Raw genomic sequence first — 23,999 nt, 5'->3', positions numbered from 1 at the left:
AGAAATTCTCAGTGGCAGGTCAGACGCCGGATGAAAATTCAGTGGCAGGTCACACTGTCTCGACCAAGAGATGGAGGACCGCGTCAGCGGTTTCCGCCTCGCCTAAAAAGATAGCGTAAATGCCAAGGTGATAAGGCTGAGGATGCCGCCGAACTTCCCGCGCAGTTTCTTGGCCGAAACGACGATACAGCCGCTCCCCCTAGCAGCGCCTGCACCGGCCGTCAGGCCGGTTAAGCGAAGCGGGTTACCTCGATGAAGCTTGTTTACGGAGGAAACATTTGATTGATGAAAGGATAAACGCGCGCGAGACCGGCTTCTTACTTTTGCTTTCCCACAATAAAACTCGCTAAAATTTCCTGGCTTTTCGATCGACTCTCTTTTGAGAGGAACCCACAGGTGCCCCAGAAGACGCTGGCGATTTATCAATAGATGAAGAACTTGCCGTTGCCATCCCTTCCTCAGGAAGCGTAGCTACTTGAGCGGCACTGTCAATCGCTCTACGGCAGTCATCAAGGAAGTCAGCTATATATTCATTGACATAGACAACCAACGGCTCCTTTGGAACAACAATCAGACGCCGTTTGTCCGTTTTATCCCGAGTGATGTCGATGAACCCACGCAAATGCGCTGCCTCGACATACTTTTGGCAAACAGTCTGGTTTTTGAAAGGCAGATAGCGACACGCCTGCATCTTCGTCATGGGTTTGTTATTGGCGTCCATATGATATACTTTAAGCATCAATCCAAGAATATTCCTCAGGAATAGTTTTTCTTCGGAATTTTCGCTAAAGAGATCTGACAAAAACGAGTCAATTTTCTCAAGCTTATGCTTTACGCCGACGTCGATCTGTTCTGGCGTATATATTTTTCTTCGTGTTGTCTTCGTCACGGCCACGCCTCTGCGCAATGGGTCGTTCTGTTTTCACCCAAAGCCTGTTACCGGATCCCATCGCGGCGACATTTATCATATGTATGTCTTCATAACTACGACGAATATAAGAATTTGCGGGCGGTCGTGAGACTAACCTTCATCGTGCACGAGCCCCCGCTCTTGTTTTCACATCCATTTAAAAAAACAGTTACACAAGTGTAACTACGAGTGCTATCAAAAATTCGGGAGCTTCGCTTCCGATGGAAGGTCGGTCTCTTGATTGGCCCCCGACCAGCTCGCCCGCCGCCCGAGCTGGCATGCAAGAGCCCGACCTTCCGTTTTGCACGTGGCTTTTCGAACCAGGGATCCGAAATGAATAAAGAGATTTGGAAAGATTACAGCCAACCTTTCGGGACGATTGGTCCATTGATGACAGTGGGCGAAATTCTGGAAAAGAATATTGATGCGGGATACAACGCCTATGATGAGTATGCAAACGCAGCTCTTCAGAAATTTGCTCGGTATGCCTCAGAATTCCTCTCCAATCCACATCCTCATTTAGGTCGGGACGGGAGCGTTTGCCCTTTCGTTCCCGAGGCTCTGACGAAGGGGCTTTTACGGGTTGCCGCGTCGCAAGCTGTTGCAGTTGACGAAATCGAAAACGATTTGGCGCGTATGCTCGCCGTCTTCAGCCAGATGAAACCCGTAAAGTCCTTCAACGATCGAACGGGCGACTGGATCTATAAGGCCATTATCATTGCCCTTCCTGGAATACAGGATGAAGGAGAGATCATCAGGATTGGTCAACTGCAAAAACGGCTGAAGCCCGACTTCATTCAGGAAGGTTTCATGATCGGTGAATTTTATCCAGGTTGCCCGGAGCCCGGTTTGCACAACAGGATGTTTCGACCGCTCGACACAACGGTTCCAGCCTTGGCTATTCGGCATATCACCAAATATGATGCTCCTTTCATGCTCGATAGCGATAAGTGCCTGGAGGCTTACTTCAGTATTTTTGGGAACGAGGGTCGCCGCCGCATTAGGCAGCTTTTGGAGCGAACCGCCTGAAACTTACTCGCAAGAGGGCTGTACTCGCAGTCGCTGAAACAGCTATCCTCGATCGTCCTACCAGGTGAACCGGAAGGAAACGACTATGTTGGACGTTCATCCGAACGTACTTGCTGAACTGCACCAGATCGGAGCGTCGACGGTACGATTGTGGCGCTATAGTGAGTTCGCCACCCCTATTACATCTCCTTCCGATTTAGCCTCTGCTATCGGCGTTCCCGTGGGGCGCGTTGCAAAGACGATGATTATTGCCGAGCAGAAAGCGAACGATGTGATGCGCCGGTCTCATCCTGCGCGCCACCTTTGTGCCGTTTTGCTGCCATCACCTTCAAAGATTGACATGAAAGCGGTTGCTGGCACGTATGGATGGAAACGAGCCGAGCTTGCTCAGAAAGAACAGGTACTCGATCTCTTCGGCTACCCGTCAGGAAGCGTATCACCATTCGGTCTCCAGAAGATCGCTGTACTGATCGACACCGCCCTTTTTTCTTATCCTACCGTAGTCACAGGTGCGGGCAAGGTTGGAGTCGAGCTTGAGATCGACACAAGCATGCTTTGGAAGATCGGGCAGCCGTTACAGACGCGTGGACGGGCCAGTCAAACCTAACGCCTCGTCACCTTTCATAGAGATGCCGTGAGGTAGGTTATTTCTTCGGGAAAGGAAATGCGGTTCCACGTAACGGCGCCTCGATTAGAGAATGAGGGTTCAATACGTATGTTGCGTAATCGGACTCATAGTGCGCACTATAACGAAAATCGTCACACCCGTCCCAACGTCTGCACGACATCTTCACCTCGATAGCTGTGAGGCGGATCAAGCGCGGGAACATAGCGTGAGAAGGTGGCGACCACCGTCAGGACCCGCAGTTTCTTTCCGGTTGCGAGCTGGTCGTGCACGAAGTCCATCGCCCACACGTCATTTGGTCCGACAGCCATTTGCCGATCCTCGCGAAGTTTCGCCTTAACACGGCGCTTCCGAGTCTTATTCCGCAGCTGCAGTCCCAAGTCCCTGTAAATGCGATAGGTTCGCTTGATGTTGGTGCCCCAACCCTCGCGTTCCAAAAGCACATGCACGCGACGAAAGCCGTAGCGCACCCGCGCTTACAGGTCTAGACCGGCCTCGGCGCGGCGAGAGATGTAGTGATCGGTCGACCGATCGAAGTTCAACGCGCCACAGGCACGCCGGATCGAGATCGCCCAATCGCGGCACATGACACCACCTCCCGCTACCCCTCAGGCCTTAGAGCTTTCGGCGGATGGCGTCCTGCAGCATCTCACGGTCCAACGTCAGATCCGCGACGATCTTCTTCAATCGCGAATTCCCGTCCTCAAGCTGCTTGCGCCTCTTCATCTCTGGCGGCAACATGCCGGCGTACTTTTTCTTCCAGTTGAAGTAAGTCGTCTGACTGATCCCCGCCTTGCGACAAATCTCCGCGATCGAGACGCCCTCATCACCCTGCTTCAAAATGAACGCCTTCTGAGCGTCCGAAAACTGCGATGCCTTCATCGTGTTCCGTTCCTTTTCCCAGCCAGGAAAATGCACCGGAAAACTCTAACCAAAATTGGTCCAGTTTGAAGGGTTGAGAGCAATTTCCCTATCGTAAAACCTGTGATCCTATGAAGTTAAGATGGGGAATGTTAAGGACATATAACAGCGTGCACGAAAGACGCGGAAGCCAACTGCGTCACATCTATTTCTGGTATCGGCGCTGTTGCGCTGCGGCCAAAACCGCACTGGCTCCTGATCCTTCCACCTTCGGAAGGGGCCGTGATCTCGCCTGGGTCGACCGTATGCTAGTTCGATCAGCAACCCTTTGACGGTGAAGATTCCTGGTTATTCACCTGGTGGATCAATGCCATACAAACAATCAATTTTACGAAGCCATGGGATGTTATTAAACACCTCGATTATGAATTGGGGACCCCATGATGTTGCTCCACCGAGAGCAGCCGAGGGCAAGGTCACAGACCTGGCCGGTAAATGGAGACGAACATGGCCAACGTGGAACTGCAGAAGGCGCTCTCGTCTGCCAATCAAGCGCCGAGACATAGCTCTGGGTCCTTTCTTCGCCTACTGCAGGAGCCTCGTCGCATTAAACCGAATACCAGCTTTAACACATTTGGGTCGCCACAAAAGCTGAACAACCACTATCCGATCTTGCCAATCCTTGGCTTCTCAAAAGTGAACGGAGCTGTGGGTATGCGAGATGGGGTGTTACCCACCGCGAAGTCATACATGAATACGAATGATTCAATGTCATTTCAACGTGAGCATTATGATTAGCTCATCGGCGTCAGCATCGTTTTTTAGAACCAGCAGCTTTTCGATGATTCCTGGCGAAAGACATCGGGGCCACCCTCCGGTCTTGGTCACCGAAAATTCGCCGCCAAACTTGGAGACATTTAAATGACAAACTCTCTTCCCGCAAAGCTGATGGTTGGTATCTTCGACCATTTGGACGAAGACGGAAGGGAGATTGGGCGCCAGTATGAAGATCGGATGAAGTTGGCAGAGGTCTGCGATCGCCTTGGCTTTTATGGATATCACGTCGCAGAGCACCACTGTACTCCCCACGGCAGAGGACCTTCGCCGAATCTATTTCTAGCAAGCGTAGCTCAGCGCACGCAGCATCTTCGTCTCGGTCCTTTGGTTATGCTGTTGAACCTTTATCATCCGTTACGTGCGTTTGAAGAAATTTGCATGCTGGATCATCTGAGCGGTGGCAGGCTCGAGTTGGGCATGGGGCGCGGCTCCTTACCAATCGAATGGAGCTTTTTCGGTATTGATGAGGAGGTGGCGACATCGCGCTATCTCGAAGCCAGCGAGATCGTCATCCAAGCGATGAAGGAAGGAGCTCAGGCTCTTTCCTACAAAGGCGACCACTTTGAACTAGACAAAGTCCCGTTGATGTTGCGGCCACACCAACGTCCTCAGCCTCCGAGATGGATTACAACCAGTCGTCCTGAGGTTGCGCGCTGGGCGGCTGAGAACGATACAAATCTTGCCTGCGGGGGCCCTGCTTCTGCTGTTCGCCAGATCACTGATGCCTACCGAGCACACGAGAGACGTACCGCCGGGGGCAGGAAACGGGCGCCGTTCCTTGGGTTGGTCCGAATGGTGGTGGCCGGCAGCACGACGAAGCATGCCATTTCGCTCGCGGCCCCGGCTTATCAACGGTGGCTTCGGAGCTTTAGGTTTCTGTACGAGATTAACGGGATACAGACTCCTCAGAACCTCCCGCCGGATTTTGATGCAGCAGTAGACTGTCAGTTGTGCGTAGTTGGTACTGCTGCTTCAGTTAGGCAAGATCTTCTCGATCATGTCGAGGAAGCAGGTGCTAATTATCTTCTTTGCCAGCTGGCGTTTGGTGATTTGCCATTGGAGGCTTCCTATTACACTGCAACGAGCGTTCACTCTGGAGTTATGGCTTAATCTGGACTGGCCTCAGGTTGCTTTCCGATCACAGAGATTAAGTCTCTGTGGCCGCGCCCTCAAATCGATTGAGGAGCGTCAAGGCGAATTCAGCCATCGCCGTAGGAACAGCCATTGTGGAATGGGCTGCACTATTGGATAGTTAAAAGATATGCGATTTAAGGGCCTCGATCTAAATCTCCTTGTCGCGCTCGATGCACTAATGATTGAGCGCAACCTTACTGCGGCGGCACGTAGCATTAATCTGAGCCAGCCCGCAATGAGTGCAGCTGTCCGCCGGCTCCGCTCCTATTTCCGCGATGAACTATTTACGATGCGTGGTCGTGAGTTCGTTCCAACTCCGCGTGCGGAAGACCTCGCGCCTGCGATTCGTGAGGCTTTACAGCATATTCGGCTCAATATCATACCCTGGGATAAATTTACTCCTGATCAATCAGATCGTCATTTCCGAGTAAGCTTATGCGATTTCGTTACAGTTGTTCTTTTTCAGAAGATACTGGAGCGTCTTGCGCGGGAAGCACCCGGCATTAGTTTTGACTTGCTGCCTCTTACTGACAATCCAGACGAGCTTTTGCGACGCGGCGACGTAGACTTCCTTATTAGCCCACCGCTATTCATGTCGAGCGCGCACCCTAAGATAGATCTATTTCAGGAACGACTGACTTGCGTCGGCTGCAGTAATAACAAACAACTTGAGGAAGCCCTTACTGCCGAGGAGTATTCTTCAATGGGGCACGCGGTAGTTAGGTTCGGTCGGACGCAGCAGCCTACCATAGAAGATTGCTTCTTGCAGGAGCATGGCCTCAAGAGGCGGGTCGAAGTCGTTGTTTCAAGCTTTAGCATGATCCCCGCCGCCCTAATGGGCACCGATCGCATCGCAACCGTTCCGTTACGACTAGTTGGGCTTTTTGAGGACACGATACCATTGCGGATGACTGCGCCCCCGATAGCGCTGCCGACATTCACCGAGGCAGTCCAATGGCCGGTACTTCACGACAAAGATCCGGCAAATATCTGGATGCGAGATATAATGGTTCAGGAGGCAGCGCGATTGCCGTGACCATCCTGAAACCTAGGAAGCTGGGCTGCATTGGGAGCGACGACCCGCGACGCGGCCGATTAGCTGAAGACGGCACCACCTGTGAGTGACCCGCAGGCCATTTTATCGACGAAGCTGAGCGCTACGCCCGTCGCCGATCGGCCGCCCTTCGGACGATTGCGCGACGTGCTGTCTAGCACCTTCGGCGGCAAATCGAAGGGTGCTGGGGGACCACAATTGCTCCGCACCGCAACCCGCCGCTACCGCCGCAAATACAGCAACCCAAAACCGTCGGAGCGAACTCAAAACTGGATAAAACTTGGGGGCAAGGTCAGCGGCCTTCCCCGGATGGATACCTTTGAAAAGCCTCTTTGGTGGCTGTTGAACTTATTCGGGCTCGGGCGGATCTTACTCAAGCAGGAACCTTGGTCAGGAACCGGATTGTTGTAGCAACCCATGTATTTTAGGTGCGTTGGAGGACATCATACGGGAAGCTTCCTCAACCAATATCTCCCTGAACCAGATGCTCCCTGGATCGGCATTATGGAGCGCTGGCCATTGAACAGCTTCTGTGAAGACGGGGAGCGGTAACGGAAGGTTGATGATCCGCAAAGGGAAAGTACTTTCGTAATGCTCGACTAAGCGAAGCGGTAGGTTAGCTATGCGGTTCGTGCCACGCAGGACTGGTGGTATTAAGCTAAACCCTTGCACGACGACCTCCACCCGCCTCTGAATACCATTCTCGAGCAAGAACCAGCCCTCGACCGATGGCTTCAAAAAGCGCCCAAACGCGGCAGCGACGTGTCCCGTGGAGACATATTGCTCGATCGTCAGCGCTGAAGGTAGGTCCACATTTGTCGAACAGGCTACACATACAAACTTCTCTGTGAACAGTTTTGCACTCGGGTGTGCGCCCGAGAGAAAAAATTCAGGCACGATGAGGAAGTCGACGTCACCGCGGCTAAGCATCTCGTACGGATCACTATCCAAAGGCAGCAACTCAAAGCTGACTGCGGGCGCTTCTCGAGCAACTCGCTCAATGATTTTATTGAAGTATATCAGCATCATGAAATCGGACAGAACTATTCTAAAGCATCTGTCAGACTTCGACGGGTTAAACGGCTCCCAAGAGATGATTGAGCATTGTACCTGCAAGAGAGTTTCACGCACTGCCGAGGCAAGTCCTTCGGCACGGGGCGTCAGCCGAAGTTCTCGACCATTCATTGTAAACAATTCGTCGCGGAAATAGTCCCGAAGCCTACCAATGGCGGCACTCATTGCTGGTTGACTTAGATTGATACTACGTGCGGCAGCCGTTAGGTTGCGCTCGGTCGTGAGCGCATCCAATGCAACGAGCAGGTTTAGATCAAGGCCCTTGAAACGCATCTTTAGTCACATCCAAACAACGGATATTTTATATCCAAACAATCGATTTTTCCAGTACAGAACCTTCCAGCATAGATCCAATGAAGGTTCGTCAAAAAGGCTTAGGTTAGTTTGGTGATCAATTAAGTAGGCGTTACGATAGACGTTATAGTTGCAGATAATCCACTTTAAATATCGAATGGCACCTTAGCAATAGGCGATGTGGAGCGGCGTCACCGAGCGACATGAAATGCTAGTGAACGGATGGGCGGAAGTAGGTTCATCATATCGCGATACCGGAGAGGCTTTGCCGTACGCTGGCTATCGACTGGCGGGCTCCTTCTGTTTGGAAGCATGTTCAAGATATTGGTGGCGTGCCAGTAATTTGTGATGAAAAGATCAACGCGCCTGAAGGCGCTTGAGGAAGAGAACGCCACACTGAAGAGACTGCTCGCCGAGCAGATCCTGGATACGGCCCCACTTCCCGAGCTCCTTAAAAAATAGAAAGGCCCGCCGCCAAGCGCGACGCCGTCGCACGCCAGAAAGCCGTCGTGGGCCTTTCGGAACGAAGTAGGTCGCCCGACTGCCGCCTTGCGTTCTCCGCTATCGAGATGCCGTCATCCGGTCGGCGTCCGCGTTACTCGCCTCGGGATCGTCAAAGCGGTTGCCGTCATTAAAAGCTAAGAATTCGGCCGGACTTGCCTAAATCGTCTTTCATAAGCCTCTATGAAGGCTTCCGGAATCGGGTCGCTAAACAATGGGAAATCAACCGGTTTGCGTAAGCCGGTGCTTGGCCGGATAGTGCCGCCATCGAGCCCCGGCCGCCATCCGGCTCCGAAAAAGAAAGCACCATACCGCGCCGCAAGCATCGGGGTCACAGGATTAAGAAGGCTTAGAAATACGGAAACTTCCGCTGCGCTGACTGAGGTATCTGCCCTTGAAAAAGACGCAACGTCGAAAAAGGCGTCTATGGCGTCCATGGCATCCCAGACGCGCAAGTCCTGCACCGCTTCGGAATATCGTTTAACATTGTGGTTCTGCTCGACTGTCAGCTTGTCGGCCGTCAGCGTCTCGTTACATCCGGCGTACTTGCGCAAAGCCGTTTCGAAAGCACGAATTCTAGCCGCGGTCTGAAGCAGCCCCTCGATCAGAAAATCGTTGTCGTTTGCGCCAAATGGCTTGGCGATGCTAGCCAAATAGTAGCGCAGCACGTTCGTGTCGATATCTGCTGCCACCTCGTCAGCCCACACAGCGTGGTCACGGCTAGTAGAAAATTTCGCGCCTTCGAGCTTATAAAAGTCCTGAATTGCATGGTTGTATGGAATCGCATAACCGCGCGAGAACAAACTAGCAGTAACGCCGATCGTGTAATAAAACCGGTTATCCTGACCCATGAAGAATACGAGTCTCGTGCTCGCGTTGCGCATAGTGTCATCGAGATCTGCGCCATTTTGCTTGCAGAGGCGTTCGATTCCTGTCTCATAGCACCACAATCCTTCAAACCAAGTCATTAAAGTTTGGCCTGCCACCTCCACCGGGGAGTTCAAAGTCACACCACGGTCGAAATGCCGCGACATCGGCAATGCCATCAGTTTTGACCGTAGCCAGTCAAGTTCTTTGCGCTTTATGGATTCCGGCCATCCGCTCGCCTCAATGGCGTGATCGAGCCCCGGAGCAAATTTTTCAAGCTCAAAATTAACCTGTCGAATCGGGCGCAAGATAAGGCTCTGGCCGCATGTCGTGTGAATCGGGTTGCGTAGTAGATTGTGTTGCAGCGCCGAGCCGCAATCTTCGCAAAGGTTACTATCTGTTGGCGCGTTACAAGCTGGACACTCTCCGACCGCGAGTGAGTCTGCGGCGAACTCTTCGCACGTCCCGCAATACAGTTGCTCTCCGTCGCGCAGCTCAACGTAGCCGGACGCTCTTAGTTGGTCGTAGATCGCCAAGCTGCGGTCTTTGTGGTCTTCGCTTGAAGTCCTTACAAATACGTCCGGTTCAATATCAACTGACCGCAGACACTGCAGAATTTCTTCAATGTGCATGTGTGCGACGTCATCAACCGGCCTGCCAAGCTTTCGGGCTTTCACCAGCGTGTAAGTGCCATGTTCGTCCGCACCTGTCACGTGATAGGCCGCGTTGCCTACCATGCGGTGGTAGCGTACGAACACGTCGGCGAGAAGGTACACGCCACCTATATGCCCAAGATGCAGCTTGCCGTTCGGGCACGGCGGCGCCGAGCAGGCAAAAAAAGTATGTTGGTTTGCTCTCAATTCAATCCCACCATATCGAAAGGAACTTTAAGCTGGTTTGAGGGCTGCTATTTTTGATCGCGTGTTTTTGGTGCGGCGCTATATAGACCATCGTGTCCCCACTGACTGCGGAGGTTTCTCCATCGGATTGAAACACGCCGCTGCCCGAGATCAATACCCAGAGTTCGTGCTCTGGTGACCTGCCACCGAACTTTCATCCAGCAGCGATTAGAGCCCCGGCGGTTTTGAATACGCCAAGTGGCGCGGTGTGAGCAACCGGCGGAAACGCGAAGCTTTCATCTCGCGCAGCGTTGGAGCCGGTTGCGGCAATGGTATCGGCATAGCTTGCCGGGGTCTGGTATCCGAGCGATGAGTGCGGCCGGAAGTGGTTGTAATCGTCGGCCCATTCAGCAATGGCGCTTCGGGCATGGTCGAGGCCGAAGAACAGGCTTTCGTTGAGCAGCTCGTCGCGCATGCGCCCGTTGAAACTCTCGACATAGCCATTCTGCATCGGCTTTCCCGGCGCGATGTAGTGCCACTCGACCTTATGATCTTTTGACCAGGCAAGGATAGCATTCGAAGTGAGTTCCGTGCCGTTGTCGGAGACGATCATCCCCGGTTTGCCGCGCCGTTCGATCAGCGTCGTCAGTTCGCGAGCGACGCGACGACCGGAGATCGAGGTGTCCGGGATCGCCGCCAGGCATTCGCGCGTCACGTCATCGACGATGTTGAGCACGCGAAACCTCCTTCCGCAAGCGAACTGGTCGTGAACGAAATCCAGCGACCAGCGGGCATTGGCCTTCGCTTCGACCAGGATCGGTGCACGCGTGCCGACAGCACGCCGCCGGGCTTTGCGCTTGCGAACGGAAAGCCCTTCCTCGCGATAGAGCCGGTAGATGCGATTGACGCCGGACGGCTCTCCTTCCCGTCGAAGCAGGACGAACAGTCGCCGATAGCCGAAACGCCGACGCTCGTTTGCAAGGTCACGCAGCTTTGCCCGCAGCGCCACCTCCGGCGGTCGGCAGGACCGATAACGCACCGTCTTGCGGTCGGCGGATATGATCTGGCAGGCCCGCCGCTCCGAAAGACCCATCACGGCCTTCAGATGCGTGACGGCTTCACGCTTGGCGGCAGGCCCTACCATTTTTTTGAAAGTAGCTCGCGGAGTGCTGCTGCGTCCAGCATCTGCTCGGCGAGCAGCTTCTTCAGCTTGGCATTCTCATCTTCAAGCGCCTTCAGCCGCTTGGCCTCAGAGATTTCCATGCCGCCGTATTTGGCTTTCCAGTTGTAAAACGTCGCTTCTGAAATTCCGTGCTTGCGGCAAAGGTCGGCGGCCTTCGCACCAGCCTCCTGCTCCTTCAGCACCGCAATAATCTGCTCTTCGGTAAATCTCTGCTTCTTCATTCGTCCGTCCTTTGATGGGCCGGACTCTAATCAATTCTGGAGGAAATTCGCAGTGGCAGGTCATTTGGTCTCGATGTTGCACAAGGAGCCAATTCCAGCGGCCACGAAGTACTTGGTATGCACCCGTGGGAACAACATGGGCGCTTCAATTGAACGGAAACTCAAATTTATGGCTGGCTCTGACAAATTACGGACGATCAGCGATAGTTCGGGTCTCCAGCGGGATTGCAGCATGAGGCCGGCAGTCAATACCAAAGGACATTACTGCGACTTCGCCGAATGCCGGTAATAGACATCCGCCAGAATGTGGTGGTCATGGCGGTAGACTTCGGCCATGATATTATAGAGGCTTGGATCGTGAGCCTCGAAATCTTCTGATGTGGCAATGGTGAGATTGCCTCGGCTGTAAGCCAAGTTCGTATTGAACCAAAATCGCGTGCCCTCGGCCCAATACTCATCGACGTTGTTCTCCATATAGGAACACGCCCAGAGGCCTTTCTCGTAGGCGTGCGAATAGGCACGTTCAACTCGTGCAACGAGATCAGGATCTACCGTGCGCAGCGCGTTGAAAATATTATGTGAGAATTCGTGAACAAGAATGTTCCCGCCGTAATACCGCGTGCCCGGCACGCCCATCAAATTCTCCACAGCTCCCGTCGTGTAGAGCCCGCCCATGCCGCGCGCCCTTTGTGCCCAGTAGTCTCGGGCAGTCATCTTGCCGATCGTGTTGGCGTAATCCCGCCGCTCGTCAGGGGTGAGACGTGGATCATCGGGAAGAGGCTTCTTCCAATCCCGCTGCTCGGGAATATCAGTCGTCGTCTCGTCAATTGCCATGACGCCCACCCGCGCTCCAGCCTGGATTAAAGCATCGCGGACATCACGGCGTTCTGACAACATGTAGAGGACAATGTCACGTGAGATCAATAGTGCCGTGTCTGGAACCTTGTTTGACGAAATAATAGGTATGCCCGCTGCGTCAGCATATTTGGCATAAAATGGATCCAGATTGAGTGATGTCGGTGGGCTGCGAACTATGAAAGTCTCGAAACTCGATACATCAGCCGCGGACAAAGGCGAGTCAGATAAGACATTCTCAGCGCCGCCGAGTCTGCCTGCGGATGCAGCAAGAAGGTACCCACCGCACAACACCATCCCCATCGAGCATACATCCATCATCGTGACCTCTCGTTAACGGCTGTCTTTCGTGAGACGACGCAACAACCGTGCCAGTCACTAAGTATTTCCTCGGGGGCTCATCGGCGCCGCCGGCTCTGTACCAGACCATGTGCGTGACGATCGGCATCCGGTGACCAGGGTATGACGATCACCTCATACCGTTATCTAGGAGAAAATTGCGATCTCGCGGCCGCCTCGCCAGTCCTGGGAGGCGTTTGCTGTGTCCGGGGTCCTAAAAGCTTGCACCGGAAACGCACTGATCTGCGAATCCATTCCTGTACCCATCATCTTCTCCCGAGGTCGGGATCGCCAGGCAAGTATGTCCTCTGGCAATCTTCGCCGATACCCAGCGTGCCGGTCCATGGGCTGCGATAGCCAAAGCGAACCAGGGCGTTTTGCGAGGGGAACCCCTTTCAGATTCAACAGGAGAATGCTGCTGCCTATCGCCGCGTCCCATTTTGTGTGGAATCAGACTGTCGCAAACCGAACATTCCGAAAAAACCCCTCCGCCAGGTCGGGTCGTTCGACGACTTTCGACGCCGGGATAGACCAGCCCGGTTCCGCCGAGGGTTCTAATGTGATCTCGACAATTTGCCTGATTATCGCCGAAAACGTCTTTGGCTTGCTTCTGCCTGAGTAGCGAGCCTCTCAGTCATGGTCAACTTTTCAGTTCAATGTCCTGGATGCCTGATCAAGATGATCCAGCATGATGGACAAGGCGGCATGTTCACGAAGAAGTTGGAGCCCGGCCGCTTCATCTGGCGTCGGCAGCCGATGGCAGGCCGATTGATTGGAACGCATCCATTGGACGGATGAGTTCCATCCAAACAAATGATTTCACCAGCTTATACCAGTGCCATTAGAAGCGCCCCAACGAGTGCGTATCAAGTAGTTGCTCTGTCGACGCCTGGACAGAGTATTAAGTGGAGGTTTAGGTATGAGCCCTCAGGTGCGGTGGAAAGTGTGCTGGGAAAACGAGTTGGAGCTCTCTGACCACACGGAGCTCGCAGATTTCTTTCGGAAGACCTATGGGCCAACTGGAGCTTACAACGCCCTTCCATTCGAAGGTGCTCGTAGTTGGTCAGGAGCTAGGCCCGAGCTTCGCGTAATAGGCTATGATGCGCACGGTGTGGCCGCTCACATGGGGTTGTTGCGTCGTTTCGTTCGGGTTGGCGAGGTCGATCTACTCGTATGCGAGCTTGGATTGTGGGGCGTGCGTCCAGATCTTGAGGGGTACGGCATTAATTCGATGCGCATTGTTTACCCAGTGCTGCAGCAACTTGGCGTTCGGTTTGCGTTCGGCGGTGTTCGGCAGGCGTTGCGCAACCTTGTTCTCAGGCTCTGCCGAAATGGTCTTGCGACGGTTTTGGAAGGGGTACGCGTGCGATCCACCCTTGCCGATGTTTATCTCAACCTCCCGCCGACGCGCTGTGAAAACGTAATTTTGGTAGTATTCCCAATAGGATGCTCAATGAGTGATTGGCCATCGGGGACCTTGATCGAGCGGAATGGCCCTGAGCTATGAAAGAGCATGGTCCCATAGCTGAAGTTATCCGAAGAGACGGTGGCGGCCCAGTGATCGGTGCGTCTATTTAACCCTCGATGACGGACCGACCCACACGATGACACATCCCGCACCTTTCGATCTGCGAACGCTTAGACGTCAAGCGTGAGATATTCGAGACAAGCAGGACCATCAGGAACATATGCCCCGAAGCCTCGGTACCGCAATCCGGGCACCTGGTGGAAGTATGAACATCATCGGCTAATGCCGTATTTTTGCGCGCTCGCGGGTTCACGATCCGCGCTCCTCGTTCGACCCGCTAACTGACGCCACTGCCGCAGAGCACGGCATCGGAGCCTGCGCACAAGCGCACTGCCGACCATACTGCGATGGCCGACAACCCAGATCTTCTTGTTGGACAAGTCGTACACTCAGAGCTCTTCCCGGCTGTTCAGGGCCTTCCAGTGCTTGACATCCTCGCGCACCATCTCGGCGACGAGCTCCTGAACCGGGGCCTTGTGTTGCCAGCCCAGCTTCTGGCGGGCCTTGGTCGGATCACCGGCAGAAGATCAACTTCCGTCGGGCGGAGGTATCGAGGATCGACTTCAACAAGGCAGGCACCGGACGCGGAGTCGTAGCCAGTCGACGCCGGACGCCTTCCATTCCAAAGTAATGTTCAAGTCGGCAAAAGCCCGCTCGAGAAATTGGCCGACACTCGTCGTCTCGCCGGTCGCCAAGACGTGGCCATCCGGTTTGTCCTGCTGCAGCATGCGCGACATGCCCTCGACATACTCACGTGCGTGGCCCCAGTCGTAGCTCCTGGCGCTGTTTTTGGCCAGCTGTCGGGCGCGGCGGGCCTGCGCGATCGAAGTTGGCTTGTTCAGCCACAAGGCGAAGCTCTATCACTGGGCGCTCGCAGCGTCTCCCGTGCGATACGCCATTTCTCTCTTGGCTACAGGGATGTGCGATTGTCTCCTGTTTTCAAAGCTCTTTGTCCTGCTGATGGTCGCGGTCGCGCTGGCGCGCGGTCGACCTAGACATGTCCTGCGATTGATGAATCGATTGTGAGGTGACGAGAGCGACCGAAGCTGATTCAACATCCACAGCGGAGAGGTGGATGATGGGACAGGCCCTGAGCGATGATCTCCTAATACGGGTTTTGAAAGCGTCTGCGGCGGGCATGTCGGCTCGACAGGCTGCGGCTCGTTTCGGAGTTGGGATTTCGACGGCGATCCGCTGGATTGAAGAGCGAAAGAGGGTGAGTTAACTGCTCTGCCACAGAGCTGGAGACGACCTTCGGCAGTGGATGCACACGAGGAATTCGTTGTCGCGTTGATCAACGAGCGTAGGGATGTGACGCTCGATGAGATGGTTGAGCGCTTGTCCGTCGAGCGGCAGGTGAAGATCAGCCGCAGCGCACTTGGCGCCTGGCTTCGAGGCCGTGGGTGGACCTTTAAAAAAAGACCGCACACGCACTGGAGCAGGACCGACCGGACGTCCTGAAGCGCCGGCGCGCCTGGTTCGATGGTCAATTGGACCTCGATCCGGAGAAACTGATCTTCATCGACGAAACCGGCCTCTCGACCAAGATGTCACGTCTGCGCGGACGTGCATTGCGAGGTGAGCGTTTGCCGTGCCGGCGTGCCGCACGGCCATTGGAAAACAACGACTTTCACCGGTGCGTTGCGCCTCAGCGGAATGACCGCCCCATTCGTCTACGATGGCGCGATGAACGGCAACGTCTTCCTTGCGTATGTCGAACAGGTGCTGGTGCCGCCCCTGGAGATCGGCGACGTCGTCATTATGGATAACCTGCCTGCACACAAGATAGCCGGTGTCCGCGATGCCATCGAACGTGCCGGCGCCAAGCTCATGTTCCTGCCGCCCTATAGTCCGGACTTCAATCCAATCGAGAACGCATTCTCGAAGCTGAAAGCCATGTTGCGAGGCCGAGCCGAGCGAAAGATCGATGCTCTATGGGATGCGGTCGGGGCCTTGATACCTCGCTTCACTGCGGCAGAATGCGCAAACTACCTTAAGGCCGCTGGATATGACCCAGATTGAGCAGGATTTGCTCTAGCGGTGCAAGTGATGCCATCACGACACCGTCTGTCGGCTTTGTCTGATCGGCGACATTAGGTTTGTTTGGCAGTTTCCTGTGGTGGTTCGGAGTAACTTTCTGAAACCCAACAAAAGGATCTTTCCTTTGGCTCGATCGGCCCACATGGCACGGGTTTTGAAGATTGCCATGCGAGGCGGCGCGAGCTGCCTGCCTTTTACTCAGCGATGGATGGAACGAAAGAAGGAAGGCGATATGTCAGATTTGCGTCAAATCGCATTTTACGGCAAAGGGGGGATCGGCAAGTCCACCACCTCCCAAAATACGCTCGCAGCGCTTGTCGACCTCGGGCAGAAGATCCTGATCGTCGGATGCGACCCGAAAGCCGACTCCACCCGGCTGATCCTGAACGCCAAAGCACAGGACACGGTTCTGCATCTGGCAGCGCAGGAAGGTTCGGTGGAAGACCTTGAGCTCGAGGACGTGCTCAAGGCCGGCTACAAAGGCATCAAGTGCGTGGAGTCCGGCGGTCCGGAACCGGGCGTCGGCTGCGCCGGGCGCGGCGTCATCACCTCGATCAATTTCCTTGAAGAGAACGGTGCATATGACGATGTCGACTACGTCTCCTATGACGTGCTCGGCGATGTGGTGTGCGGTGGCTTTGCGATGCCGATCCGTGAGAACAAGGCCCAGGAGATCTACATCGTGATGTCCGGCGAGATGATGGCGCTCTATGCCGCCAACAACATCGCCAAGGGCATCCTGAAATATGCCCATTCCGGCGGCGTGCGGCTCGGCGGCCTGATCTGTAACGAGCGCCAGACGGACCGCGAGCTCGACCTCTCCGAGGCGCTGGCTGCCAGGCTCAATTCCAAGCTCATCCACTTTGTGCCGCGTGACAACATCGTCCAGCACGCCGAGCTCAGGAAGATGACGGTGATCCAGTACGCGCCGGACTCCAAGCAGGCCGGGGAATATCGGGCGCTAGCCGAGAAGATCCATGCCAATTCGGGCCAAGGGACCATTCCGACCCCGATTACCATGGAAGAGCTCGAAGACATGCTGCTCGACTTCGGCATCATGAAGAGCGACGAGCAGATGCTGGCCGAACTACAGGCCAAGGAGTCAGCGGTGGTTGCGGCTCAATAACTGCCGCTGTCGACAGGACGCGCTGGCCCTTGCGCCAGCGCGTCCTTCCAAGAAAGCCGCTTCGGCGACGACGACCTAACCCGAACCTTGAAAGGGGGCAGGGGCCCATGAGCCTTGATTACGAGAATGACAGCGTTTTGCATGAACAGCTCATTGCGGAAGTATTAGCGCAATATCCAGACAAGGCGGCGAAGCGCCGCAAGAAGCACCTCAGCGTCGCAACGAGCGGCGACGAGCCTGGCGATGAGCCGAAGGCCCTTTCCGAATGCGACGTCAAATCGAACATCAAGTCCATTCCGGGCGTGATGACGATCCGCGGCTGCGCCTATGCCGGTTCCAAAGGCGTGGTATGGGGGCCGGTCAAGGACATGGTCCACATCTCGCACGGGCCGGTCGGTTGCGGTCATTATTCCTGGTCGCAACGCCGCAACTACTACGTCGGCCTGACGGGCATCGACACGTTCGTGACGCTGCAGTTCACCTCAGACTTCCAGGAAAAGGACATCGTGTTCGGCGGCGACAAGAAGCTTGAACAGGTCATCGACGAGATCGAGGAGCTTTTCCCCCTCAACAACGGCATCAGCGTGCAGTCGGAATGCCCGATCGGGCTGATTGGCGACGACATTGAGGCGGTGTCGCGCAAGAAGGCCAAGGAGCACGAAAAGACGATCGTGCCGGTACGCTGCGAGGGCTTCCGCGGCGTCTCGCAATCGCTCGGCCACCACATCGCCAACGACGCCATCCGTGACTGGGTTTTCGACAAGAACGAAGTCGAGTTTGAGACCGGCCCTTACGATGTCAACGTCGTCGGCGACTACAATATCGGTGGCGACGCGTGGGCTACGCGCATTCTATTGGAGGAGGTGGGGCTGCGCGTGGTCGGCAACTGGTCGGGTGATGCCACGCTCGCTGAGGTCGAGCGCGCGCCAAAGGCCAAGCTGAACCTCATCCACTGCTACCGCTCGATGAACTACATCTGTCGGCACATGGAGGAAAAATACGGCATCCCGTGGATGGAATACAATTTCTTTGGTCCGTCCCAGATCGAAACCTCCCTGCGCGAAATAGCCAAGCACTTCGGTCCGGAAATCGTCGACAAGACCGAGGCTGTCATCACCAAGTACCGGCCCCTGGTCGATGCTGTCGTCGACAAGTACCGGCCGCGCCTCGAAGGCAAGACGGTGATGCTCTATGTCGGCGGCCTGCGTCCTCGCCACGTCATCACGGCCTATGAGGACCTCGGCATGCGGATCGTCGGCACCGGCTACGAGTTCGCCCACAACGACGACTATCAGCGCACCGGCCATTATGTGAACAAGGGTACGCTGATCTATGACGACGTGACCGGTTACGAGCTGGAAAAGTTCATCGAAGGCATCCGCCCCGACCTTGTTGGGTCCGGCATTAAAGAGAAGTATCCGGTGCAGAAGATGGGCATCCCCTTCCGCCAGATGCACTCCTGGGATTATTCCGGCCCGTATCACGGCTATGACGGCTTCGCCATATTCGCCCGCGACATGGATCTGGCCATCAATAATCCGGTGTGGGATCTCTACGACGTCCCCTGGAAAAAAGAGGCCGCGCCAGCTGAGGCGGTTGCGGCCGAATGAGAGCCTGGCCTGTCTTGGGAAGGGGCAGGCCAGGCTCTTCCCATCGGACTTGATCCGCACTCGTGACAGATGACATCCCATTGCCGCCACCGGTGCGGCGCGATGAAAAGAAAGGTGCTTACTATGCCGCAGTCGGCGGAAAAAGTTCTCGACCATGCTCCCCTGTTCCGCGAGCCGGAATACAGGCAGATGCTCGCCGAGAAGAAAGCCAATTTCGAATGCCCCCACCCGGATCAGGTCGTTGCCGATCAAAACGACTTCACGAAGACCTGGGAGTATCGCGAAAAGAACCTGGGCCGCGAAGCCCTGGTCGTGAACCCGGCCAAAGCCTGCCAGCCGCTCGGTGCCGTCTTCGCAGCCGCAGGCTTTGAGCAAACGATGTCCTTCGTCCATGGCAGCCAGGGCTGCGTCGCTTATTACCGTTCGCATCTGTCGCGTCACTTCAAGGAGCCTTCATCGGCGGTCTCGTCCTCGATGACGGAGGACGCGGCAGTGTTCGGCGGGTTGAAGAACATGGTCGACGGGCTCGCCAATACATACAAGCTCTACGATCCGAAGATGATCGCCGTCTCGACCACCTGCATGGCCGAAGTCATTGGAGACGACCTCCACGGCTTCATCGAAAACGCAAAGAACGAAGGGTCGGTCCCGCACGACTTCGATGTTCCTTTCGCCCACACGCCTGCCTTCGTCGGCAGCCACGTCGATGGCTATGACGGCATGATCAAGGGCATTCTGGAGAACTTCTGGAAAGGCAACGAGCGGAAGGAGGTTGCTCAAGCCATCAACATCATTCCCGGCTTCGACGGCTTCTGCGTCGGCAACAACCGCGAACTGAAGCGCCTGCTCGACATGATGGGCGTATCCTACATCTTCATCCAGGATGCCTCCGACCAGTTCGACACGCCGTCTGACGGTACGTACCGCATGTATGACGGCGGCACGAAGATCGAGGACTTGAAAACGGCGTTGAATGCCGAAGCGACCCTGTCGCTGCAGCACTATAACACGCGCAAAACGCTGGAATATTGCAAGGAGGTCGGTCAGGTTACGGCTTCGTTCCATTATCCGCTGGGTGTTCAGGCGACCGACGAATTCCTGATGAAGGTCTCGGAGATTACCGGCAAGGAAATTCCTCCGGCAATCGGCCTGGAACGCGGCCGTCTCGTCGACGCTATGGCAGATAGCCAAGCCTGGCTGCACGGGAAGAAATACGCGATCTACGGCGATCCTGACTTCGTCTACGCCGTTGCCCGGTTCGTCTTGGAAACCGGCGGTGAGCCGACCCACTGCCTTGCTACCAACGGCACGTCGGCCTGGGAAGCCGAGATGAAGGCGTTGCTCGCATCCTCGCCCTTCGGCAAGGATGCCCAGGTCTGGGCGGGCAAGGACCTGTGGGCGTTGCGCTCGCTGCTCTTTACCGAGCCGGTTGATCTTATGATCGGCAATTCCTATGGCAAGTATCTCGAGCGCGACACCGGCACCCCATTGATCCGGCTGACCTTTCCGATATTCGACCGGCACCATCACCACCGTTTCCCGCTCATGGGCTACCAGGGCGGCCTGCGCGTCCTGACGACGATCCTCGACAAGATCTTCGACAAGCTCGATCGCGAGACGAGCGAGCCGGGTGTGACGGACTATTCTTACGACCTGACCCGCTAGGAGCGGCGGCGGTCGGCCTTGTGAGGCCGGCCGCCTTCATCTGAACTTGGAGACCGCAATGCCCTTGCTCAATGCTAAAGTCCAGGATGTCTTTGACGAGCCTGCCTGCGAGAAGAACCGCAGCAAGGATTCCAAGGCGCGCAAAAACGGCTGTTCGAAGCCGCTGATCCCCGGGGCGGCAGCCGGCGGATGCGCTTTCGATGGCGCCAAGATCGTGCTGCAGCCGATCACCGACGTCGCGCACCTGATCCATGGGCCTCTCGGCTGTGAGGGCAATTCCTGGGACAACCGCGGATCGGCTTCCTCAGGTCCAACGCTCTGGCGCACGAGCTTCACGACCGACCTCACTGAAACCGAAGTGGTGATGGGGCACGGCGAGCGGAAACTTTTTAAAGCAATCCGCGAGATCAAGGAGGCCTATGCTCCACCGGCGATTTTCGTCTATTCGACCTGTGTGACAGCATTGATCGGCGACGACATCGAGGCCGTCTGCAAGCGGGCCGCGGAAAAATTCGGCCTTCCGGTGGTGCCGGTCAACGCACCGGGCTTTGCCGGCTCCAAGAACCTTGGCAATAAGCTCGCCGGTGAAGCGTTGCTCGATCATGTGATCGGCAGCGTAGAGCCGAACGACGTGACCGCCTACGACATCAATATCATTGGTGAGTTCAACCTATCCGGCGAGTTTTGGCTGGTAAAGCCGCTTCTTGACCGGCTGGGGATCAGAGTAAGGGCCTGCATTCCAGGAGACGCCCGATATCTTGACATTGCTTCTGCGCATCGCGCCAAGGCGTCCATGTTGGTGTGCTCGACAGCACTCATCAACCTCGCCCGCAAAATGGAGGAGCTCTGGGATATCCCGTTCTTCGAAGGCTCCTTTTACGGAATTACCGACACCTCGGAAGCACTCAGACAGATCGCCAAGCTGCTCGTGATGCAGGGGGCGGATCCCGAAATCCTCGAGCGCACCGAGGCATTGATCGCGGAGGAGGAGGCGATTGCCTGGATGAAACTCGCAGCATATCGACCAAGGCTTGAAGGCAAGCGCGTGTTGCTCAACACCGGCGGCGTCAAGTCCTGGTCGGTTGTCCATGCGCTGATGGAGGTGGGCATCGAGATCGTGGGCACCTCGGTCAAGAAATCCACGCCTGAAGACAAGGAACGTATCAAGCAACTCCTGAAAGACGAAAAACACCTGTTCGAGTCGATGGCGCCGCGCGAGCTTTATAACATGCTCGCCGACGGTAAAGCCGACATCATGTTGTCTGGCGGGCGCACGCAATTCATCGCGCTGAAGGCCAAGACACCTTGGCTCGATATCAACCAGGAACGCCACCACCCCTATGCCGGCTATGACGGCATGGTGGAGCTCGTTCGCCAGATCGATCTTGCTATTCACAATCCGATCTGGATGGAGGTGCGGGAGCCGGCACCGTGGGAATGCCAGCATGCGGTGGAAGAAGAACTGACGAATACCAAGAGCGAGAACGAGACTGGGTACGTCTTGCAAAACTTTGTCGGCGCGGTCGCCGGCAGCTTCGGCAAGCGTTGAGGAAAGCCGATGGTTCAAGTCTTTCCCCAGACCAAATCAGCTGCGGTCAATCCGCTGAAATCGTCGCAGCCGCTCGGCGCCGCGCTCGCCTTTCTTGGCGTCGAGCGTGCCGTGCCGCTGTTCCACGGCAGCCAGGGCTGCACCAGCTTGGCGCTGGTACTTTTAGTCCGACACTTTAAGGAAGCCATTCCCTTGCAGACAACGGCATTGGACGCAGTGGCGACCATTCTTGGCGGCGCAGGCAATCTGGAAGAGGCGATCCTAAATCTCAAGAGGCGCGCAAAACCCAAGCTGATCGGAATTTGCACGACAGCCCTGGTGGAAACCCGCGGCGAAGATTTCGCAGGCGATCTCGCCAACATCAAGCGGGATCGTGCCGATGAGCTCGCGGGTACGGAGGTTGTGCTGGCGAATACCCCGGATTTCGAGGGAGCGATCGAAGAGGGATGGGCGAAGGCCGTCATCTCTATGGTCGAGCGCATCACCACTCCAGGCGAGCAGAGCCGCCACCAAAAGAAGATTGCGATCCTACCAGGATGGCACCTGACAGTCGCTGACATCGAGCTTCTGCGCGAAACGGTCGAAAGCTTCGGTCTGAAGCCGGTGATCCTGCCGGACATTTCCGGCTCTCTCGACGGCACGGTGCCCGGCGATCGTTGGGTTCCGACCACCTATGGCGGTACTCCCGTCGACGAGATACAAGAGCTTGGCACGGCGGCGCAATGTATCGCGATCGGCGAGCATATGCGCCGCCCCGCAGAGCTACTGCGGACCCGGACGGGAGTCCCTTACGCATTGTTCCAGTCGCTGACAGGATTGAAACGAGCCGACCGGTTCGTCTCGTTTCTTTCTGAGATTTCTGGTGCGCCGGTGCCAGCAAACATCCGCCGTCGCCGAGCACAGCTGCAGGACGCCCTGCTCGACGGACATTTCCATTTCGGAGGCAAGAAAATCGCAATTGCTGTGGAGCCGGACCAGCTCTACCAATTCGCTACCTTCTTCACCGGCATGGGCGCCGAAATCGCGGCAGCGGTCACCACGACCGGCACCTCAAAAATACTCGCGGAAATGCCGGCCGAATCGCTCCAGGTCGGTGATCTTGGCGATCTCGAAGAACTTGCCGTCGGCGCTGATCTTCTCGTCACGCATTCGCATGGACGACAAGCGGCGGAGCGCCTTGGGATTCCGCTCATGCGGGTGGGCTTCCCGATATACGACCGACTCGGCAGCCAGCATAAGCTCACAAGTCTCTATCAGGGAACGCGCGACCTGATCTTCGATGTTTCCAACATCTTCCAGGCCAATCAGCGCGCGCCGTGTCCTGGATCGCTTGATCCCTCCCGCAAAGGAGAACTGCCTAGATGATCGCCGCTCGTCGCCTTTCCCTCGTCCCTGACGGGGTTCACTCGTCAGCTCCAAAACGGAAGGCTGGCGCGTTGCGCGTCGCAATCGCCACTCAAGATATGAAATCTCTCGACGCCCATTTCGGATCGGCAAAACGTTTCGTCGTCTATGATGTGAGTCCCGACGACTGGAAACTGGTGGAAGTCCTGGACTTCGAAGACGTTTCCGACCAGAGCGGAAAGCATCGGAACGAGGACGTCGATCGTATTAACCCGAAGGTGAAGGCGTTGGAAGGTTGTCACTTATTGTTCTGTCTGGCGATCGGTGGGCCATCGGCAGCCCGAGTTGTTTCGGCCAAAATCCACCCAATTAAAGTATCCGATCCTCAACTGATCGAAGATGTTTTGTCGCGAACTCGGGCGATGCTCAGGACTACTCCGCCACCCTGGTTACGCAAGGCGCTGACCGAAGCAGGCGCCATTGAAAAGAAGCCTTTCGATGAGGAGGACTAAGA

At 55.8% G+C, this 23,999-nt stretch carries 18 protein-coding genes and 5 pseudogenes; 14 read left to right on the top strand and 9 right to left on the bottom strand.

Features of this window, described 5'->3' with window-relative positions; translation table 11 throughout:
• Nucleotides 1-346 precede the first annotated feature (346 nt).
• Entirely contained in the window at nucleotides 347-889 is a 543-nt protein-coding gene (locus tag Tal182_RS32465) for a hypothetical protein (protein WP_029875808.1), read from the bottom strand.
• A gap of 354 nt (nucleotides 890-1,243) precedes the next feature.
• Here Tal182_RS32465 and Tal182_RS26510 point away from each other — a divergent pair, with 354 nt between their 5' ends.
• Both Tal182_RS26510 and Tal182_RS26505 read left to right on the top strand, forming a co-directional pair.
• A complete protein-coding gene (locus Tal182_RS26510; RefSeq protein ID WP_004677746.1) occupies nucleotides 1,244-1,939 on the top strand; it encodes a DUF6875 domain-containing protein in 696 nt (231 codons plus the stop codon).
• An 85-nt stretch (nucleotides 1,940-2,024) separates the two neighbouring features.
• A complete protein-coding gene (locus Tal182_RS26505) occupies nucleotides 2,025-2,546 on the top strand; it encodes a YbaK/EbsC family protein (RefSeq protein WP_004677747.1) in 522 nt (173 codons plus the stop codon).
• Nucleotides 2,547-2,701: 155 nt separating this feature from the next.
• Here the strand turns inward: Tal182_RS26505 and Tal182_RS26500 are convergent.
• A pseudogene (locus Tal182_RS26500) lies at nucleotides 2,702-3,446 on the bottom strand (transposase); the annotation flags it as partial.
• Nucleotides 3,447-4,346: 900 nt separating this feature from the next.
• On the opposite strand from Tal182_RS26500, the gene Tal182_RS26495 reads away from it, so the two are divergent.
• From Tal182_RS26495 to Tal182_RS26485, 3 genes are all read left to right on the top strand, one after another.
• Nucleotides 4,347-5,372 carry an LLM class flavin-dependent oxidoreductase gene (locus Tal182_RS26495; RefSeq protein WP_011053483.1) on the top strand — a complete coding sequence of 342 codons (1,026 nt, stop codon included), beginning with the start codon at nucleotides 4,347-4,349 and terminating at the stop codon, nucleotides 5,370-5,372.
• A gap of 151 nt (nucleotides 5,373-5,523) precedes the next feature.
• Nucleotides 5,524-6,432, top strand: a complete 909-nt coding sequence (nodD3, locus tag Tal182_RS26490) for a transcriptional regulator NodD3 (protein ID WP_004677763.1) — start codon at nucleotides 5,524-5,526, stop codon at nucleotides 6,430-6,432.
• Between the two features lie 81 nt (nucleotides 6,433-6,513).
• On the top strand, nucleotides 6,514-6,861 hold the full coding sequence (locus Tal182_RS26485; RefSeq protein ID WP_012489591.1) for a hypothetical protein: 348 nt from the start codon (nucleotides 6,514-6,516) through the stop codon (nucleotides 6,859-6,861).
• On the opposite strand, the gene nodD2 is transcribed toward Tal182_RS26485, so the two are convergent.
• Complete coding sequence (gene nodD2, locus Tal182_RS26480) at nucleotides 6,841-7,797, bottom strand: transcriptional regulator NodD2 (RefSeq protein ID WP_004677768.1); 957 nt, start codon at nucleotides 7,795-7,797, stop codon at nucleotides 6,841-6,843. The two genes, Tal182_RS26485 and nodD2, sit on opposite strands and share 21 nt — an antisense overlap.
• 378 nt (nucleotides 7,798-8,175) lie before the next feature.
• Here nodD2 and Tal182_RS31975 point away from each other — a divergent pair.
• Nucleotides 8,176-8,345: pseudogene (locus Tal182_RS31975) on the top strand (IS3 family transposase); the annotation flags it as partial.
• Between the two features lie 111 nt (nucleotides 8,346-8,456).
• Here the strand turns inward: Tal182_RS31975 and Tal182_RS26470 are convergent.
• From Tal182_RS26470 to Tal182_RS33015, 5 genes and pseudogenes are all read right to left on the bottom strand, one after another.
• Nucleotides 8,457-10,046, bottom strand: coding sequence for a class I tRNA ligase family protein (locus tag Tal182_RS26470; RefSeq protein WP_085861408.1), 1,590 nt, complete (start codon nucleotides 10,044-10,046; stop codon nucleotides 8,457-8,459).
• Nucleotide 10,047: 1 nt separating this feature from the next.
• The gene (locus tag Tal182_RS31565) at nucleotides 10,048-10,182 is read right to left on the bottom strand and encodes a hypothetical protein (RefSeq protein ID WP_245344895.1); all 135 of its coding nucleotides are present in this window, start codon (nucleotides 10,180-10,182) and stop codon (nucleotides 10,048-10,050) included.
• Between the two features lie 57 nt (nucleotides 10,183-10,239).
• Nucleotides 10,240-11,429 (bottom strand): IS3 family transposase gene (locus Tal182_RS26465; protein ID WP_094299120.1). Its coding sequence is split into 2 segments (ribosomal slippage): nucleotides 10,240-11,177 and nucleotides 11,177-11,429, totalling 1,191 coding nucleotides; the frame shifts between segments, so codons are not numbered across the junction.
• 261 nt (nucleotides 11,430-11,690) lie between these two features.
• Nucleotides 11,691-12,605 carry a hypothetical protein gene (locus Tal182_RS26460; RefSeq protein WP_010034735.1) on the bottom strand — a complete coding sequence of 305 codons (915 nt, stop codon included), beginning with the start codon at nucleotides 12,603-12,605 and terminating at the stop codon, nucleotides 11,691-11,693.
• A 64-nt stretch (nucleotides 12,606-12,669) separates the two neighbouring features.
• Nucleotides 12,670-12,878: pseudogene (locus Tal182_RS33015) on the bottom strand (insulinase family protein); the annotation flags it as partial.
• Nucleotides 12,879-13,542: 664 nt separating this feature from the next.
• Between Tal182_RS33015 and nodA the strand changes: the two are divergent.
• A complete protein-coding gene (gene nodA, locus Tal182_RS26445) occupies nucleotides 13,543-14,130 on the top strand; it encodes a nodulation N-acyltransferase NodA (RefSeq protein ID WP_004679687.1) in 588 nt (195 codons plus the stop codon).
• A 410-nt stretch (nucleotides 14,131-14,540) separates the two neighbouring features.
• Here the strand turns inward: nodA and Tal182_RS32460 are convergent.
• Nucleotides 14,541-14,999: pseudogene (locus Tal182_RS32460) on the bottom strand (GDP-mannose 4,6-dehydratase).
• Nucleotides 15,000-15,229: 230 nt separating this feature from the next.
• Here Tal182_RS32460 and Tal182_RS26435 point away from each other — a divergent pair.
• The 7 genes and pseudogenes from Tal182_RS26435 (at nucleotide 15,230) to nifX (ending at nucleotide 23,997) form a co-directional block, all read left to right on the top strand.
• A pseudogene (locus Tal182_RS26435) lies at nucleotides 15,230-16,173 on the top strand (IS630 family transposase).
• A gap of 250 nt (nucleotides 16,174-16,423) precedes the next feature.
• Nucleotides 16,424-17,317 carry a nitrogenase iron protein gene (nifH, locus tag Tal182_RS26430; RefSeq protein WP_004675840.1) on the top strand — a complete coding sequence of 298 codons (894 nt, stop codon included), beginning with the start codon at nucleotides 16,424-16,426 and terminating at the stop codon, nucleotides 17,315-17,317.
• Nucleotides 17,318-17,424: 107 nt separating this feature from the next.
• Complete coding sequence (gene nifD / locus Tal182_RS26425) at nucleotides 17,425-18,927, top strand: nitrogenase molybdenum-iron protein alpha chain (protein ID WP_010023084.1); 1,503 nt, start codon at nucleotides 17,425-17,427, stop codon at nucleotides 18,925-18,927.
• 123 nt (nucleotides 18,928-19,050) lie between these two features.
• Nucleotides 19,051-20,592, top strand: a complete 1,542-nt coding sequence (nifK, locus tag Tal182_RS26420; RefSeq protein ID WP_004677342.1) for a nitrogenase molybdenum-iron protein subunit beta — start codon at nucleotides 19,051-19,053, stop codon at nucleotides 20,590-20,592.
• A gap of 58 nt (nucleotides 20,593-20,650) precedes the next feature.
• Complete coding sequence (gene nifE, locus Tal182_RS26415) at nucleotides 20,651-22,141, top strand: nitrogenase iron-molybdenum cofactor biosynthesis protein NifE (RefSeq protein ID WP_012489544.1); 1,491 nt, start codon at nucleotides 20,651-20,653, stop codon at nucleotides 22,139-22,141.
• Nucleotides 22,142-22,150: 9 nt separating this feature from the next.
• Nucleotides 22,151-23,506: a nitrogenase iron-molybdenum cofactor biosynthesis protein NifN gene (nifN, locus tag Tal182_RS26410; protein WP_012489543.1), complete on the top strand. Its 1,356-nt coding sequence runs from the start codon at nucleotides 22,151-22,153 to the stop codon at nucleotides 23,504-23,506.
• Nucleotides 23,503-23,997 (top strand): nitrogen fixation protein NifX, encoded by a 495-nt coding sequence (gene nifX, locus Tal182_RS26405; protein WP_085861407.1) that lies wholly within the window; start codon nucleotides 23,503-23,505, stop codon nucleotides 23,995-23,997. Before nifN ends, nifX begins: the two co-directional genes overlap by 4 nt.
• Nucleotides 23,998-23,999 lie beyond the last annotated feature (2 nt).

Origin of the sequence: Rhizobium sp. TAL182, assembly GCF_002117725.1 — a bacterium.
GTDB lineage: Bacteria > Pseudomonadota > Alphaproteobacteria > Rhizobiales > Rhizobiaceae > Rhizobium > Rhizobium esperanzae.
This window is presented reverse-complemented; position numbering and strand designations above follow the sequence as displayed.